Genomic DNA, 15,480 nt, shown 5'->3' on the forward strand with positions numbered 1-15,480 from the left:
CGCGAACCGATCATGAGCGAATCCCAGATCATCGAAGTCCCGTCCGCCGACTGGAGCGGACACAACCTGTCGGCGCCGCGCGAGCAGTTGCTGGCCGCGGTCGAGGAAGGCAAGGTGCTGTATTTCCCGCACCTGCGTTTCGCGATCGAAGGCGGCGAGGAAGCGCTGCTCGATCCGGCGCTCGCCGATCCGAAACGCAAGAACATCAGCCTCGCGCCGAACGGCGGCGCGCTCGCCGGCGTGCTGGGCGACAGCGTCACGCAATCGGCCGTGCGCGCGCTCGTCGCGCGCTTCCAGCAGCAGGCCGGCACGCTCGTCGACGGCCTCTTTCCCGAATACCGCGGCAAGCTGCGCGTCGCGCCGACGAGCCTGCGGCTGATGCAGGTCGAGACGCGCCAGACGTCGTGGCGCAAGGACGACAGCCGGCTGCACGTCGACGCGTTCCCGTCGCGGCCGAACTACGGCGAGCGCATCCTGCGCGTGTTCACGAACGTGAATCCGGCCGGCGTGCCGCGCGTATGGCGTGTCGGCGAGCCGTTCGAGGACGTCACGAAGCGCTTCCTGCCGAAGATCCGGCCGCAGTTCCCGGGCTCGGCGTGGCTGCTGAACCTGCTGCACGTGACGAAATCGCCGCGCAGCGCGTACGACCATCTGATGCTGAACCTGCACGACGGGATGAAGGCCGATCTCGACTACCAGAAGACTTGCCCACAGCAGACGATGCCGTTTCCGCCGGGCAGCGTGTGGATATGTTTCTCGGATCAGACTTCGCACGCTGTGATGTCCGGACAGTTCATGCTCGAGCAGACCTTCTTCCTGCCGGTCGACGCGATGGTCCGCCGCGAGTGCGCGCCGCTCGGCATTCTCGAGCGCCTGACGGGCAGGGCGCTGGTTTGAGCGCGCACCTGCTTCGACGCCACACCCGGGCGGCCGCATGCTGAGGGCGATCTATCGTGCGCTGTGGTGGCTCGTCGCGCCGGCCGCGGTCATCCGGCTCTACGTGCGCTCGCGCAAGGAGCGCGGCTATCGCGAGCATATCGGCGAGCGCTTCGGCCACGTCGCGGGCCGCTCGCGCGACGACCGCGCGCCGCTGATCTGGGTGCATGCGGTGTCGGTCGGCGAGACGCGCGCGGCGCAGCCGTTGATCGATGCGCTGCTGCGCGCCCGTCCCGATGCACGCATCCTGCTCACGCACATGACGCCGAGCGGCCGCGCGACCGGCGAACAGATCTTCGGCGACCGGGTGCTGCGCTGCTACCTGCCGTACGACATGCCGGGCGCGGTGCGGCGCTTCCTGCACGCATGGCGGCCGACGCTCGGCCTCGTGATGGAAACCGAGGTGTGGCCGACGCTGATCGACGAGTGCCGCCGCGCGGACGTGCCGCTCGTGCTGACCAATGCGCGGATGTCCGCGCGTTCGTTCCGGCGCGCGGCGAAATTCGGCGCGGCGACGCGCGACGTGTTCGGCGGCTTCTCGCGCGTGCTCGCGCAGAGCCCGGCCGACGCGGAGCGGCTCACGTCGCTCGGCGCGCGCAACGTGACCGTGCTCGGCAACCTGAAGTTCGACATGACGACGCCGCCGGAACTCGCGGCGCGCGGCCATGCGTGGCGCGAGGCGATCGGCGCGCGGCCGGTGTGGGTCGCCGCCAGCACGCGCGAGAACGAAGAAGCGCTGGTGCTGCAGGCGTTCGCGGAAATGCGCACGCCCGGCGCGCTGCTGGTGCTCGTGCCGCGTCATCCGCAGCGCTTCGCGGAAGTCGAGGCGCTCGTCGCGCGCAGCGGGCTCAAGTGCGTGCGGCGCTCCGTCTGGGCCGCCGATGCGGCCGCGCTCGCGGCGGGCCGTCCGGCCGCCGAACCGCTGCCGGACGACGTGACGGTGCTGCTCGGCGATTCGATGGGCGAGCTCGGCGCGTACTACGCGGCGGCCGACATCGCGTTCATCGGCGGCAGCCTGCTGCCGCTCGGCGGGCAGAACCTGATCGAGGCATGCGCGGTCGGCGTGCCGGTGCTGATCGGGCCGCACGTGTTCAACTTCACGCAGGCGACCGCCGATGCGGTCGCGGCAGGCGCCGCGATGCAGGTCGAGGATCCGCTCGATCTCGCGCACGTGCTCGACGCGCTGTTCGCCGACAAGGCGCGGCGCATCGCGATGGGCGCGGCCGGTGCGGCCTTCGCGTCGCGTCACCGCGGCGCGACCGCGCGCACGGTCGACGTGCTCGCCGCACTGCTGCCGCCCGCCGAAGCCGGCGCGCGCGCGTTGCCGGACGCCGCCGACGACGACGCATAGACGGAACGGGCGGCGCGATGCCGCCCGGACACGCGCGGCAGCGTCGCCGCGCGCCGCCACGCGGCTCACACAGTCAGCAAGCCCTTCTTTTCGATGAACGCGATCACGTCCGCGACGCCGTCGAGCGCCTTCAGGTTCGTCATCACGTACGGCCGCTCGCCGCGCATCTTCTTCGTATCGGACGCCATCACGTCGAGGTTCGCGCCGACCAGCGGCGCGAGGTCGGTCTTGTTGATCACGAGCAGGTCGGACTTCGTGATGCCGGGGCCGCCCTTGCGCGGAATCTTCTCGCCGCCGGCGACGTCGATCACGTAGATCGTCAGGTCCGACAGCTCGGGGCTGAAGGTCGCCGCGAGATTGTCGCCGCCCGACTCGATGAACACGATGTCGGCATCGGGAAAACGCGCGAGCATCCGGTCGACGGCTTCGAGGTTGATCGACGCATCTTCCCGGATCGCCGTGTGCGGGCAGCCGCCCGTCTCGACACCCATGATGCGTTCCTCGGGCAGCGCGCCCGCGACCGTCAGCAGCCGCTGGTCTTCCTTCGTGTAGATGTCGTTCGTGATCGCGACGAGGTCGTAGCGCTCGCGCATCGCCTTGCACAGCATTTCGAGCAGCGTGGTCTTGCCGGAGCCGACGGGGCCGCCGATGCCGACGCGCAGCGGCGGCAGTTTCTTCGTGCGGCGAGCGGAGGAGGGTGCAGGTGCGTTCATGGTCGGGCGATGAGGTTCAGGAGCGGAACAACCGCGAATACTGGGTTTCGTGCCGCGCGGACAGGATGCCGAGCTGCGGCGCGAACGTGTTGACGGCGTCGGGCGGCGTCGCGAGCGCGCGGCGCACGGCCGCGTCGATCGCGCCGCGCAGCGCGACGACGATGCGTTGCCCGGCGAGCTGGCCGAGCGGCACGGCCTTCAGCGCGGCGGACGTCTGGTTCTCGACCCAGCCGAATGCGTACGCGGCGAGCGTCGCGTCGGCGCTGGCGTCGTGGGCGGCGGCCGCATACGCGAACGCGGTCGGCAGCGCGACCGGCGACAGCGATGCGAGCGTCGCGCGACGTGCGGCGTCGCCCCATTCGAGCGACGCGCACAGCTGCGCGAGCGACCAGCCCATCTGTTCGGTTTCGCGGCGCAGTTCGGCCGATTCCCGGCTGGCGACGAACCAGGCGTTTTCGGCGGCGAGCGCGTGCGTGTCGTGCGTCTGCCAGCGCGCGAGCTGATGCGCGAGGAACGGCAATTCGCCGTGCGCGAGCACGTCGGTCAGGCCGCTCGCGATCCAGTCGCGTGCGGAGTCGGCATCGCGGATCAGGTTCGCGTCGAGCGCGGCTTCGAGGCCCTGCGAATAGCTGTACGCGCCGATCGGCAAAGCGGGCGACGCGAGGTGCAGCAGCGCGACGAGTTCAGTGGTGGTCATGACCGTGGTGGCCGTGCGTGCAGCCGGGACCATGCTGGTGATCGTGATCGTGATCGTGATCGTGATCGTGCGAGTGCGAGTGCCCGTGGTGTTCGCCGAACACCTGTTGCGCGAGCGCGTAATCCTCGGCGAACGTCGCGTCGTGCCCATGCTTGTGACCGCCGCCGTACGCGCCGGCTTCCGGCTGGAACGGCGCACGCGTGGATTCGACCTGCGTGCCGAGCCGGCGCAGCATGTCCGCGAGCACCGGATCGGCCTCGAGCTTCAGGTAGCCTTCGCCGATCTCGACCGGCGTGTGGCGATTGCCGAGGTGATACGCGGCGCGCATCAGCGTGAGCGGGTCGGCCGCGCGCACGAGCAGCACGGTTTCGGGCGCCGCGGCGATGCGCACGAGCGCGCCGTCGTCGGCGACGAGCACGTCGCCGTCGCGCAGCACGGTGCCGCGCGGCAGCAGGACCGCGACGTCCTCGCCGGTGTCGAGCGTCGCCGCGAGGCGGCTCTTGCAGCGGGCGTCATAGGCGAGCGTGAGCGTCGGCGCGCGTGCGACGAGCGACGCGGCGAGTTTCACGTTCGGGGCGATGCGTTTGTCGAGGGTGCGCATGAAACCAAGGATTCCGAATCAGAACAGGAAGTAGCGCTGCGCCATCGGCAGCACCGTTGCCGGTTCGCAGGTGAGCAACTGACCGTCGGCGATCACGTCGTAGGTTTCCGGATCGACGCTGATCGACGGACGCCATGCGTTGTGGATCATGTCGGCCTTCGTCACGGTGCGGCAGTTGCGCACCGGCACGATGCGTTTCGCGAGGCCATAGCGCTGCGCGATGCCCGCATCGGCCGCCATCTGCGACACGAAGGTCAGCGACGTGCGCGCGAGCGCACCGCCGCGCGTCGCGAACATCTCGCGATAGTGAACCGGCTGCGGCGTCGGGATCGACGCGTTCGGGTCGCCCATCTGCGCGACGGCGATCATCCCGCCCTTCAGGATCATCGACGGCTTGATCCCGAAGAACGCCGGTTCCCACAGCACGAGGTCGGCCCACTTGCCGGGTTCGATCGAGCCGACTTCGTGCGCGATGCCGTGCGTGAGCGCCGGGTTGATCGTGTACTTGGCGACGTAGCGCTTCGCGCGGAAGTTGTCGTTGCGCGCGCCGTCTTCCGGCAGCGCGCCGCGCTGCACCTTCATCTTGTGCGCGGTCTGCCACGTGCGGATGATCACTTCGCCGACGCGGCCCATCGCCTGCGAATCGGACGACAGCATCGACAGCGCGCCGAGATCGTGCAGGATGTCCTCGGCCGCGATCGTCTCGCGGCGGATCCGCGATTCGGCGAACGCGAGATCCTCGGCGATCGACGGATCGAGGTGATGGCACACCATCAGCATGTCGAGATGCTCGTCGAGCGTGTTGATCGTGTAAGGGCGCGTCGGATTGGTCGACGACGGCAGCACGTTCGCCTCGCCGCACACTTTCAGGATGTCGGGCGCATGGCCGCCGCCCGCGCCTTCGGTGTGATACGTATGGATCGTGCGGCCCTTGAACGCCGCGACCGTCGATTCGACGAAACCGGCTTCGTTCAGCGTGTCGGTATGGATCGCGACCTGCGTGTCGGTGTCGTCGGCAACCGACAGGCAGTTGTCGATCGCGGCGGGCGTCGTGCCCCAGTCCTCGTGCAGCTTCAGGCCGATCGCACCGGCCGCGATCTGCTCGACGAGCGGCTGCGGCAGGCTTGCATTGCCCTTGCCGAGAAAGCCGAGATTGATCGGCCAGCCGTCGGCGGCCTGCAGCATCCGCTCCATGTGCCACGGGCCCGGCGTGCAGGTCGTCGCATTGGTGCCGGTGGCCGGCCCCGTGCCGCCGCCGAGCATCGTCGTGAGGCCCGACGCGAGCGCCTCGTCGATCTGCTGCGGGCTGATGAAGTGGATGTGCGTGTCGATGCCGCCCGCGGTGACGATCAGCCCTTCGCCGGCGATCACTTCGGTGGCGGCGCCGATCGCGATCGTCACGCCCGGTTGAATGTCGGGGTTGCCGGCCTTGCCGATCGCGGCGATGCGGCCGTGCTTGATCGCGATGTCGGCCTTCACGATGCCCCAGTGATCGAGGATCACCGCGTTCGTGACGACCGTGTCGGGCACGTCGGCGGCCACGCGCTGCGACTGGCCCATCCCGTCGCGGATCACTTTCCCGCCGCCGAATTTCACTTCCTCGCCGTAGGTCGTGAAATCGCGCTCGATCTCGATCAGCAGTTCGGTATCGGCGAGCCGGACGCGGTCGCCCGTCGTCGGCCCGAACATTTCCGCGTACGCGCGGCGGCTCAAGCGTAGTGTCATGTTGCTGTTCCTGAAGAGCGGGGCGCGGCTTACAGCGGCCCCATCACCTTGCCCTGAAAACCGTAGACGGCGCGCTCGCCCGCAAGCGCGACGAGCTCGACGGTGCGCGTCTGGCCCGGTTCGAAGCGCACGGCCGTGCCGGCCGCGATGTTGAGCCGGAAGCCGCGCGCGGCCGCGCGGTCGAACGACAAAGCGTCGTTGACTTCGAAGAAGTGGTAGTGCGAGCCGACCTGCACCGGGCGATCGCCGGTGTTCGCGACGACGAGCGTCAGCGTTTCGCGGCCCGCGTTCAGTTCGTGCTCGCCGTCGTCGGTGAGGATTTCGCCGGGGATCATGCGGTGCCTCACGGAATCGGGTGGTGGACGGTCACGAGCTTCGTGCCGTCGGGGAAGGTCGCTTCGACCTGGATGTCGGGAATCATTTCCGGCACGCCGTCCATCACGTCGTCGCGCGTGAGCAGCGTCGTGCCGTAGTGCATCACCTCGGCGACCGTCTTGCCGTCGCGCGCGGCTTCCATCAGCGCGGCGGTGATGAACGCGACCGCCTCCGGATAGTTGAGCTTCAGGCCGCGCGCGCGGCGGCGTTCGGCGAGCAGCGCCGCCGTGAAGATCAGCAGCTTGTCCTTTTCGCGGGGAGTCAGTTTCATGAAGGCAGACGTTCAGTAAAACGTAATTTTTGTCGATGCACCCGTAACCGGACGGATGCACGGGCATCGTAGCACCGCGCTGTTCGGTGCGCGCCGTGTATCGGTTATGTAAGCAGCAAGGCGCGTGCCATGGGCATCGAATGCAGCGCAATGCGCGTTCGTGGTGCGCGATGCATGGGTAACGTGCGGCGCCCGACGTGGAATGCGCCGAAACGGTGCGTGGCGCGAGCGCGTTCAGGTTTGCCAGAGACGCAGCGGTCGCGCGTCGACGCCGTGCACGATCGGCCGCAACTGCAGCCAGCAGTCGGCGAAGTGGCGCTGCAGCGCTTCCATCGACGTCGCGAGCGCACGCACCAGCACGACGCCGGGCGTCACGCAGGTGGCGCCCGCACGTAGCGTGTCGTCGAACGGCATGCGCGCAGCAAGCGATTCGGCGAGCGCGGCGTCGCACGCGGCCCCCGCGGCCCACAGCGTGCCGTAGACGGGAAAGCCGGCGAGGCCCTGCAGCGCGCCGCGCAGCGGGTCGCGCGCGTCGAGCAGTGCGCGCTCGGTCCACAGCGGCCGGCCGTCGGCATCGACGAGCGCCGAGGTCGACATGAGGCGTCCCGCCGACCAGGTTTCGCCGGCCGCCTGCCGGCCGAGCTGCGTCGCGTCCCAGCCGATCGCGCTCGCGCCGGCGCCGAGCGTCACCGTGAAGTCGAGCGACGCGTGCGCGGCGTCGAAGAACAGGTTGTTCTGCGGCAGCCAGTCGAGCTTCGCGTGCTCGCCGACGGTCACGCCGATGCGCTGCGTCGCATCGAGCCCGTTCGACTTGTACCACTTGGTCGCGCCGGGCGTCGTCAGTACCGCGTGCGTGCCGTCGCCGAGCGCGACGTCGATGTCGAGCCGGTCGCCGCCCGCGACGCCGCCCGGCGGATGGACGATCACCGCGTGGCAGATCGCGTCGCCTTCCGGGTACAGCGGCCGTTGCACGCGCAACGGGCCGTCGTGCAGCCGGTGCGCGAGCGTCGTGCGCGCGCCGTGCCGCTCGAAGCCGAGTTCGAGGCGGCCGCGCCACGACTTGGCGACGGCAGGGCGGGACAGCGAGGCATGCGAATCGGGGGCGGACATCGGCGGCGAACGGGAAACGAAGGAAACGGGCGTGAAGAACGTGGATGCTACCGGAACAATAATGCAGATGCCGCGTTCGCCGAAAGCGCCGCGTGCGGACGCTCCGCGAGCCGGCCGCCCGTGCGGCCTGCGTCGTCATGCGCGGTGCCAGCCGCCGTGCCTACCGCCGTGCCTACCGCCGTGCCGCGCGTCACACCGCGATCAGCTCGCGCACGCCGTTCGTCTCCATGTCGCGCGCATCGCCCCCCGCGACGATCTCGCCGCGGCTCATCACCCAGTAGCGATCGGCGATCGATCGCGCGAAATCGTAATACTGTTCGACGAGCAGCACGGTCATCTTCGATTCGTCGACGAGCTGGCGCAGCGTGCGACCGATGTCCTGGATGATCGACGGCTGGATGCCCTCGGTCGGCTCGTCGAGGATCAGCAACTGCGGCTCGCTCATCAGCGCGCGGCCGATCGCGAGCTGTTGCTGCTGGCCGCCCGACAGGTCGCCGCCGCGCCGTGCGCGCATGTCCTTCAGCACCGGGAACAGGTCGTAGATGCGATCGGGCACCTTCGCGGGCGCCTTGCGGCTCGCCGCGCCGACGAGCAGGTTCTCCTCGACGGTGAGCCGCGGAAAGATGTCGCGGCCCTGCGGCACGTACGCGAGCCCGGCCGCGACGCGCGCATACGGCGGCAGTGCGCCGAGCGCGGTGCCGCGCCACCACACGCTGCCGCTCTTCGCGGCGACGACGCCCATCAGGCAGCGCAGCAGCGTGCTCTTGCCGACGCCGTTGCGGCCGAGCAGCACGGTGAGCTGGCCGTCGTCGGCGGCGAGGTTCACGTTGCGCAGGATATGGCTGCCGCCGTAGTACTGGTTCAGCGCTTCGATTTTCAGCATCGCATCATCGTCCGAGGTAAGACTCGATCACCGCGTCGTCGCGCTTGACCTGGTCGAGCGTGCCGTGCGCGAGCACCGCGCCTTCGGCCATCACCGTCACGCGCCCCGTGTCGCCCGCGAGCGCCGCGACGAATTCCATGTCGTGCTCGACGACCATCATCGAGCAGGTGCCGCGCAGCGTGTTCAGCAGCTCGGCGAGCTCCATCGTCTCGTGGTCGGTCATCCCCGCCGCCGGCTCGTCGAGCAGCAGCAGCGCGGGGCGCTGCATCAGCAGCATGCCGATTTCGAGCCGCTGCTTCTGCCCGTGCGACAGTTCGCCGGCCGCGCGATACGCGTGGCTTTCGAGGCCGATCAGCGCGAGCGTCTCCTCGATCTTCGCCTGCGCGGTGCGGTCGAGCCGCGCGCGCAGCGACGCGAGCCAGCCCTTGTCGGTCTGCATCGCGAGTTCGAGGTTTTCCCACACCGGATGCTGTTCGAACACGGTCGGCTTCTGAAATTTGCGGCCGATGCCCGCACGCGCGATCTCGGGCTCGTTCATCCGTGCGAGATCGATCGTCTGGCCGAGAAACACCTTGCCCGCATCGGGCCGCGTCTTGCCGGTGATCACGTCCATCATCGTCGTTTTGCCCGCGCCGTTCGGGCCGATCACGCAGCGCAGCTCGCCCGCGTCGATCGCGAGCGACAGCTTCTTCAGCGCGCGAAAGCCGTCGAAGCTCACCTCGATATCCTCGAGATACAGGATCGTGCCGTGCGACGTGTCGATGCCGGGCGGCACGACGCGCCCCATCGACGCGCTGCCGCTGACGGCGAGCAGTTCGTCTTCGGGCGGCGGCGTGAACTGGTAGAGCGCCGTTCCGTTCATGCGCGTTTCCCCTTTGCGAGCACGGTTTCGACGAGGCCCATGATGCCGCGCGGCAGCAACAGCGGCACGAGCACGAAGATCAGGCCGAGGAAGAACAGCCAGTATTCGGCGAAGTATGCGGTGAAGAAACTCTTCGCGCCGTTCACCGCGAACGCGCCGACGATCGGCCCGATCAGCGTGCCGCGCCCGCCCACCGCGACCCAGATCGCCATTTCGATCGAGTTGCCCGGCGACATCTCGCCGGGATTGATGATGCCGACCTGCGGCACGTACAGCGCGCCGGCGACGCCGCACAGCACGGCCGACACGGTCCACACGAACAGCTTGTACGCGAGCGGGCTGTAGCCGAGGAACATCAGCCGCGTCTCGCCGTCGCGCACCGCGGTCACCACGCGCCCGAGCTTGCTCGTGACGATCGCGCGCGCGGCGACGAACGCGAGCACGAGCGTCGCGAACGTCAGCAGCAGCAGCACCGTGCGCGTGCCCGGCGACGTGATCGCGAAGCCGGCGATGCGCTTGAAATCCGTGAAGCCGTTATTGCCGCCGAAGCCCGTCTCGTTGCGATAGAACAGCAGCATCGCGGCGAACGTCAGCGCCTGCGTGATGATCGACAGGTACACGCCTTTCACGCGCGAGCGGAACGTGAAGAAGCCGAACACCCACGCGAGCACGGCCGGCACGAGTACGACGAGCGCGAGCGCCCACGCGAGATGCTGTGTGCCGTTCCAGTACCACGGCAACTGGTGCCAGTCGAGGAACACCATGAAGTCGGGCAGGTCGCTGCCGTACTTGCCGTCGCGGCCGATCTCGCGCATCAGGTACATGCCGATCGCATAGCCGCCGAGCGCGAAGAACAACCCGTGGCCGAGGCTCAGGATCCCGCAGTAGCCCCACACGAGATCGAGCGCGAGCGCGGCGATCGCGTAGCACATCAGCTTTCCGGCGAGCGTCATCGTGTACGCGGACAGATGCAGCGCGCTGGTTTCCGGCACGACGAGCGCGGCGAGCGGCACGCCGATGCCGATCGCCACGCACAGCGCGACGAGCGCGAGCCACGCGCGGCGCGACAGCAGCGCAGGGCGGGGCGGCAGGCCGAGCGCGAAGCCGTCCGCCGCGCGCGCGCCGGCGGCGGGCTTCGACGTATCGGCGACCGGGTTCGGCATCGAATCGGTGAATGAAGTCACGTCAAGCCTCCGCGCTGCGGCCCTTCGGGGCGAACATGCCCTGCGGGCGTTTCTGGATGAACAGCACGATCATCGCGAGCACCGCGATCTTCGCGAGCACGGCGCCCCAGAACGGTTCGATCGCCTTGCTCGCGAGCCCGAGCCCGAAGCCGCCCAACACGGTGCCGGCGATCTGCCCGACGCCGCCCAGCACGACGGCCATGAACGAATCGATGATGTAGTTCTGGCCGAGATCGGGGCCCACGTTGCCGATCTGCGACAGCGCGCAGCCGCCGAGGCCCGCGATGCCCGCGCCGAATGCGAACGCATACGCGTCGACGCGTGCGGTCTTCACGCCGACGCAGGCGGCCATCCGGCGGTTCTGCGTGACCGCGCGCACGAACAGCCCGAGCCGCGTCTTCGTCAGCACGGCCCACGCAACGAACACCACCGCGAGCGCGAACGCGAGGATCGCGAGCCGGTTGTACGGCAGGATCAGGTTCTGCATCACCGTCACGCCGCCGCTCATCCACGACGGGTTCGCGACCTGCACGTTCTGCGCGCCGAACAGCATGCGCGTCGCCTGGATCAGGATCAGGCTCACGCCGAAGGTCGCGAGCAGCGTTTCGAGCGGGCGGCCGTACAGGTGCCGCAGCACGAGCCGCTCGAGCACGATGCCGACGAGCGCGGCCGCCGCGAACGACACGGGCACGGCGACGAGCGGATACCAGTCGAATGCGCCGGGCGCGTAGCGCTGGATCAGCGTCTGCACGACATAGGTTGCGTACGCACCGATCATCAGGAATTCGCCGTGCGCCATGTTGATCACGCCGATCAGCCCGTACGTGATCGCGAGGCCGAGCGCGGCGAGCAGCAGCACGCTGCCGAGCGACAGGCCGGCGAACAGCGTGCCGGCGATTTCGCCGCGGCGCTGCAGCGCGTGGAGCGCGTCGAGTCCTTGTTGCGCTGCGGCGCGGACCTGTGCATCGGGTTCCGCGTAGCTGCCGTCGGCGTTTTTCGCGACCAGCGGGCGCAGTTGTTCGATCATGTCGAGATCGCTGCGCGCGGCCACCACCTGCACGGCTTCGAGGCGCTTGGCCGGATCGGCGTCGTGCAGCGCGGCGATCGCCCACAGCGCATCGAGACGACGTTTCAATGCCGGATCGGTTTCCTTTGCACGGGCGCGGTCGATCATCGGCTTGAGCGCCGGGTCGGGCGACTTCAGCAGCGCGTCGATCGCGTCGCGGCGCGCGGCGGCGTCGGGCGACGCGAGCGCGAGGCCCGACAGCGCGCCGGCGATCTTCGTGCGCAGCAGGTTGTTCAGCATCACCGGCTGCGCGTCGCCGGCCGGCGTCGCGGCCTGCGTAAGCGCGTCGTGCGCGGTGTCGCCGGCCTGGATCAGCAGGCGGCCGTCGCCGGTCGCGAGCGCATCGCCGCTCGACAGCGCGTTGAGCACCGCAACGGCACGCGGATCGGTGTCGGCGGCGAGCCGTTCGATCGCGGCCGTCTTCGCGTCGAAGTCGTCGCCGGCGAGCGCGGCGGTATCGGCCGCCGTCAGCGCGAACGCGGCGTGCGGCAGCATGCCCGCGAGGGCGGCGCATGCCGCGATCGCGCGGGCGGCTCGGCGAAAGCGTGTAGGCATCGGGAAGTCCTGTCGGGCGTGGGGAAGTGGAGCGGCGCCGGCGCGGGCGGTTCGTCACGGCAAGCGCGGCCGGCGCATCGGCAGCGGGCGGCCGAGCGGCACGTCGCGCACGAAGCGCGACGTGCCGCTTTGCGTCAGGCCAGCGCCGCGCGTTGCCGGCGCAGGAACGCCGGAATCGAGCTGACGACGTCCGGCTTGCCCTGGTTGCCCGCGATGAACGGGCTCCACGGCTGCGCGCGCACGGCCGTCTTCGTCTTCCACACGACGTTGAACTGCCCGTCGCCGCGGATCTCGCCGATCATCACCGGCTTGTGCAGGTGATGGTTGCCGTCCATCGCGAGCGTGAAGCCCGACGGCGCGGCCACGGTCTGGCCGATCATCGCGACGCGCACCTTGTCGACGTCGGTGCTCTTCGCCTTCTCGACGGCCTGCTTCCACATATGGATGCCGACGTAGGTGGCTTCCATCGGATCGTTGGTCACGCGCTTCGCGCCGCCCGGCAGGTTGTTCGCCTTCACCCACGCGGCGAACTGGTCCTTGAACTTCGTGTTGGTCGGGTTCTTCACCGACATGAAGTAGTTCCACGCGGCGAGGTGGCCGACGAGCGGTTTCGTGTCGATCCCGCGCAGCTCTTCCTCGCCGACCGAGAACGCGACGACCGGCACGTCGGTCGCCTTGATCCCCTGGTTGCCCAGCTCCTTGTAGAACGGCACGTTCGAGTCGCCGTTGATCGTCGAGACCACGGTCGTCTTGCCGCCTTGCGAGAAAGTCTTGATGTTCGCGACGATGGTCTGGTAATCGCTGTGGCCGAACGGCGTGTAGACCTCCTGAATGTCGGCGTCCTTCACGCCCTTCGATTTCAGGAACGCGCGCAGGATCTTGTTGGTCGTGCGCGGATACACGTAGTCGGTGCCGAGCAGGAAGAAGCGCTTCGCGCCGCCGCCTTCCGCGCTCATCAGGTACTCGACGGCCGGAATGGCCTGCTGGTTCGGCGCGGCGCCCGTGTAGAACACGTTGCGCGACATTTCCTCGCCTTCGTACTGCACCGGGTAGTAGAGCAGCCCGTTCAGTTCCTCGAACACCGGCAGCACGGACTTGCGCGACACCGACGTCCAGCAGCCGAACACGCACGCGACCTTGTCCTGCGTGAGCAGCTGGCGCGCCTTCTCGGCGAACAGCGGCCAGTTCGACGCGGGATCGACCACCACCGGTTCGAGCTTGCGGCCCATCACGCCGCCGCTCTTGTTGATGTCGGCGATCGTCATCAGCGCGGTGTCCTTCAGCGACGTCTCCGAGATCGCCATCGTGCCCGACAGCGAATGCAGGATGCCGACCTTGATCGGGCCGGTGCCCGCATCGGCCGCGTGCGCGAACGGGCTCTTGCCCGCCAGCGCGAGTGCGCCGGCCATCGAACCGAACTTCAACAGACTGCGACGTTTCATCGGGATCCCCTTGTCGTGTTGGATGTGCGTGCGCCGTGGCGGCGCCGGCCATCGTGTAACGCAAGGCATGTGCCAGTCGTGCGGATGCACGCCTGGCGTGCCTGCGCGGGGTGCGGGCGAGCATCGGGACGGTGCGGATGACGCGCCGTGCAGCATGCGCGGTCCGTTGCGGTGCAGACGCACGGGCGCAAATGGTGCACGGCGGTGCTGCGGCGTCGCAACGCAGGAAACGGAGGAGCGGAAAAGAGAAACGGGCGCGCAGTGCGCGCCCGTTCGGCGATTTCGTGCGGCCGGCGGCAGGGTGCCGGGCGGCGCGGCGGCGCGTGATGCGCCGCCGGAAGGATCGATCAGTAGCGCGGCACGGACGGATCGACGTCGCGCGACCACGCGTCGATCCCGCCTTGCAGGTTGTACAGCTTCGTGAAGCCGCGCGATTCGAGGAACATCGCGACCTGTGCGCTGCGCATCCCGTGATGGCACACACAGACGATTTCGGCTTCGTCGTCGAGCTCTTCGCTGCGTGCGGGAATCTGCTGCATCGGAATCGCCACGCTGCCGGCGATCTGCGCGGTCGCGATTTCCCACGGCTCGCGCACGTCGAGCACGATCGGCGCGGGGCGCGCCGTGTCGCCGAGCCATTCCGCGAGCATCGCGGGTGTCAGGATCTGCATGGAGGCTCCGCCGCTCAGAATTTGAAGCGCGACGGCTCGATCGCGTTGACGAGGTGGTCGATGTACGTTTCGAACACGTCGGCGACGCGGTACTGCTTGTCGTCGATACGCGTGATGATCTGCGCCTTCATCACCGGACGGCCGCCGACGAACGCCGACAGGCGGCCGCCGATCTTCAGCTGTTCGAGCATTTCCTGCGGCACGACCGGCAGGCCGCCCGCGACGCAGATCACGTCGTACGGCGCCTTCGCGGCCCAGCCGCGCGAACCGTCGCCGAGCACGACTTCGGCGTTGGTCACGCCGTCGTTGCGCAGGTTGTCTTCCGCGAACTTCGCGATCGTCGGATCGATCTCGACGGCCGTCACGTGCTGCGCGCGGTGCGCGAACAGCGCGGCCAGGTAACCCGAGCCCGCGCCGATCACGAGCACGTTCTCGTGCTTCTTGACGGCCAGTTCCTGCAGCACGCGCGCTTCGACGCGCGGGAACAGCATCTTGCTGGCGCCGCCGGGCAGCGGGAGTTCGAGATCGGCGAACGCGAGATCGCGGTATTCGGCCGGCACGTAGTTTTCACGCTTGACGATCGACAGCAGGCCCAGGACATCCAGATCCAGCACGTCCCACGGACGGATCTGCTGTTCGATCATGTTGAAACGCGCGTTTTCGATATTCATGGTGTGGTCACGCAGCCTGGTCGGCCATCAGCGGGGATAGAGAAACTTCGTGATTGTACCAAACGGCACGGCCGCGAAGCCTTCAGGCGGCCTGCAACGGACCTTTACCCTTTGCTCTTCTTGATCTGCGCCTCGAAGGCGAGGTCGAGCTTGCTCGCCTTGCGCGGCTTTTTGGGGCCGAATTCGTCGACGAACTTGACGAACTCGTCGAGCGGCAGCGGCTCGCAGCGTTTCTCGGCGGTGCCGCCCGAGCGGTCGACGAGATAGAACAGGCCGCCCGCCATCGCGACGGCCGCGAATTGCGGGTTGCCGGAGCGGGTCTTCAGGCGTTCGACCGCGTGGGTCGCTTTGGTGGTGCGCATCTTGG

17 protein-coding genes are annotated in these 15,480 nt (G+C 68.7%); 2 read left to right on the forward strand and 15 right to left on the reverse strand.

Annotation, left to right across the window (positions count from 1 at the left end):
- Window positions 1–12 precede the first annotated feature (12 nt).
- Together WS54_RS17290 and waaA are read left to right on the forward strand one after the other, a co-directional pair.
- Window positions 13–897, forward strand: coding sequence for a Kdo hydroxylase family protein (locus tag WS54_RS17290; RefSeq protein WP_059779487.1), 885 nt, complete (start codon window positions 13–15; stop codon window positions 895–897).
- A 37-nt stretch (window positions 898–934) separates the two neighbouring features.
- Entirely contained in the window at window positions 935–2,287 is a 1,353-nt protein-coding gene (gene waaA, locus WS54_RS17295) for a lipid IV(A) 3-deoxy-D-manno-octulosonic acid transferase (protein WP_059779489.1), read from the forward strand.
- Window positions 2,288–2,352: 65 nt separating this feature from the next.
- Here waaA and ureG read toward each other — a convergent pair whose 3' ends face one another.
- The 15 genes from ureG to WS54_RS17375 all read right to left on the reverse strand — a co-directional run bounded on the left by ureG (window position 2,353) and on the right by WS54_RS17375 (window position 15,475).
- Window positions 2,353–3,000 carry an urease accessory protein UreG gene (gene ureG / locus WS54_RS17300; protein WP_034206603.1) on the reverse strand — a complete coding sequence of 216 codons (648 nt, stop codon included), beginning with the start codon at window positions 2,998–3,000 and terminating at the stop codon, window positions 2,353–2,355.
- 16 nt (window positions 3,001–3,016) lie between these two features.
- Window positions 3,017–3,697, reverse strand: a complete 681-nt coding sequence (locus WS54_RS17305) for an urease accessory protein UreF (RefSeq protein WP_034206604.1) — start codon at window positions 3,695–3,697, stop codon at window positions 3,017–3,019.
- Window positions 3,684–4,298, reverse strand: coding sequence for an urease accessory protein UreE (gene ureE, locus WS54_RS17310; RefSeq protein ID WP_059779490.1), 615 nt, complete (start codon window positions 4,296–4,298; stop codon window positions 3,684–3,686). Before ureE ends, WS54_RS17305 begins: the two co-directional genes overlap by 14 nt.
- Window positions 4,299–4,316: 18 nt before the next feature.
- Entirely contained in the window at window positions 4,317–6,023 is a 1,707-nt protein-coding gene (gene ureC, locus WS54_RS17315) for an urease subunit alpha (RefSeq protein WP_059779492.1), read from the reverse strand.
- Between the two features lie 29 nt (window positions 6,024–6,052).
- Complete coding sequence (locus tag WS54_RS17320; protein WP_034206607.1) at window positions 6,053–6,358, reverse strand: urease subunit beta; 306 nt, start codon at window positions 6,356–6,358, stop codon at window positions 6,053–6,055.
- A gap of 8 nt (window positions 6,359–6,366) precedes the next feature.
- On the reverse strand, window positions 6,367–6,669 hold the full coding sequence (gene ureA / locus WS54_RS17325) for an urease subunit gamma (protein WP_006406310.1): 303 nt from the start codon (window positions 6,667–6,669) through the stop codon (window positions 6,367–6,369).
- A gap of 234 nt (window positions 6,670–6,903) precedes the next feature.
- On the reverse strand, window positions 6,904–7,779 hold the full coding sequence (locus WS54_RS17335) for an urease accessory protein UreD (RefSeq protein ID WP_059779494.1): 876 nt from the start codon (window positions 7,777–7,779) through the stop codon (window positions 6,904–6,906).
- Between the two features lie 190 nt (window positions 7,780–7,969).
- Window positions 7,970–8,662 (reverse strand): urea ABC transporter ATP-binding subunit UrtE, encoded by a 693-nt coding sequence (gene urtE / locus WS54_RS17340; RefSeq protein WP_059779496.1) that lies wholly within the window; start codon window positions 8,660–8,662, stop codon window positions 7,970–7,972.
- 4 nt (window positions 8,663–8,666) lie between these two features.
- The gene (urtD, locus tag WS54_RS17345; protein WP_034206610.1) at window positions 8,667–9,524 is read right to left on the reverse strand and encodes an urea ABC transporter ATP-binding protein UrtD; all 858 of its coding nucleotides are present in this window, start codon (window positions 9,522–9,524) and stop codon (window positions 8,667–8,669) included.
- Entirely contained in the window at window positions 9,521–10,708 is a 1,188-nt protein-coding gene (urtC, locus tag WS54_RS17350) for an urea ABC transporter permease subunit UrtC (protein ID WP_059779497.1), read from the reverse strand. The genes urtD and urtC overlap by 4 nt, the downstream gene beginning before the upstream one ends.
- Window position 10,709: 1 nt before the next feature.
- Window positions 10,710–12,329 carry an urea ABC transporter permease subunit UrtB gene (gene urtB / locus WS54_RS17355; RefSeq protein ID WP_059779499.1) on the reverse strand — a complete coding sequence of 540 codons (1,620 nt, stop codon included), beginning with the start codon at window positions 12,327–12,329 and terminating at the stop codon, window positions 10,710–10,712.
- A gap of 134 nt (window positions 12,330–12,463) precedes the next feature.
- Entirely contained in the window at window positions 12,464–13,771 is a 1,308-nt protein-coding gene (gene urtA, locus WS54_RS17360; protein ID WP_034206613.1) for an urea ABC transporter substrate-binding protein, read from the reverse strand.
- Window positions 13,772–14,118: 347 nt separating this feature from the next.
- On the reverse strand, window positions 14,119–14,442 hold the full coding sequence (locus WS54_RS17365; protein ID WP_059779501.1) for a rhodanese-like domain-containing protein: 324 nt from the start codon (window positions 14,440–14,442) through the stop codon (window positions 14,119–14,121).
- Window positions 14,443–14,456: 14 nt separating this feature from the next.
- Window positions 14,457–15,113, reverse strand: a complete 657-nt coding sequence (locus WS54_RS17370) for a protein-L-isoaspartate O-methyltransferase family protein (protein ID WP_006476691.1) — start codon at window positions 15,111–15,113, stop codon at window positions 14,457–14,459.
- Window positions 15,114–15,217: 104 nt separating this feature from the next.
- Window positions 15,218–15,475, reverse strand: coding sequence for a hypothetical protein (locus WS54_RS17375; protein WP_006488573.1), 258 nt, complete (start codon window positions 15,473–15,475; stop codon window positions 15,218–15,220).
- Window positions 15,476–15,480: the final 5 nt, after the last annotated feature.

This window comes from Burkholderia sp. NRF60-BP8 (assembly GCF_001522585.2).
GTDB lineage: Bacteria > Pseudomonadota > Gammaproteobacteria > Burkholderiales > Burkholderiaceae > Burkholderia.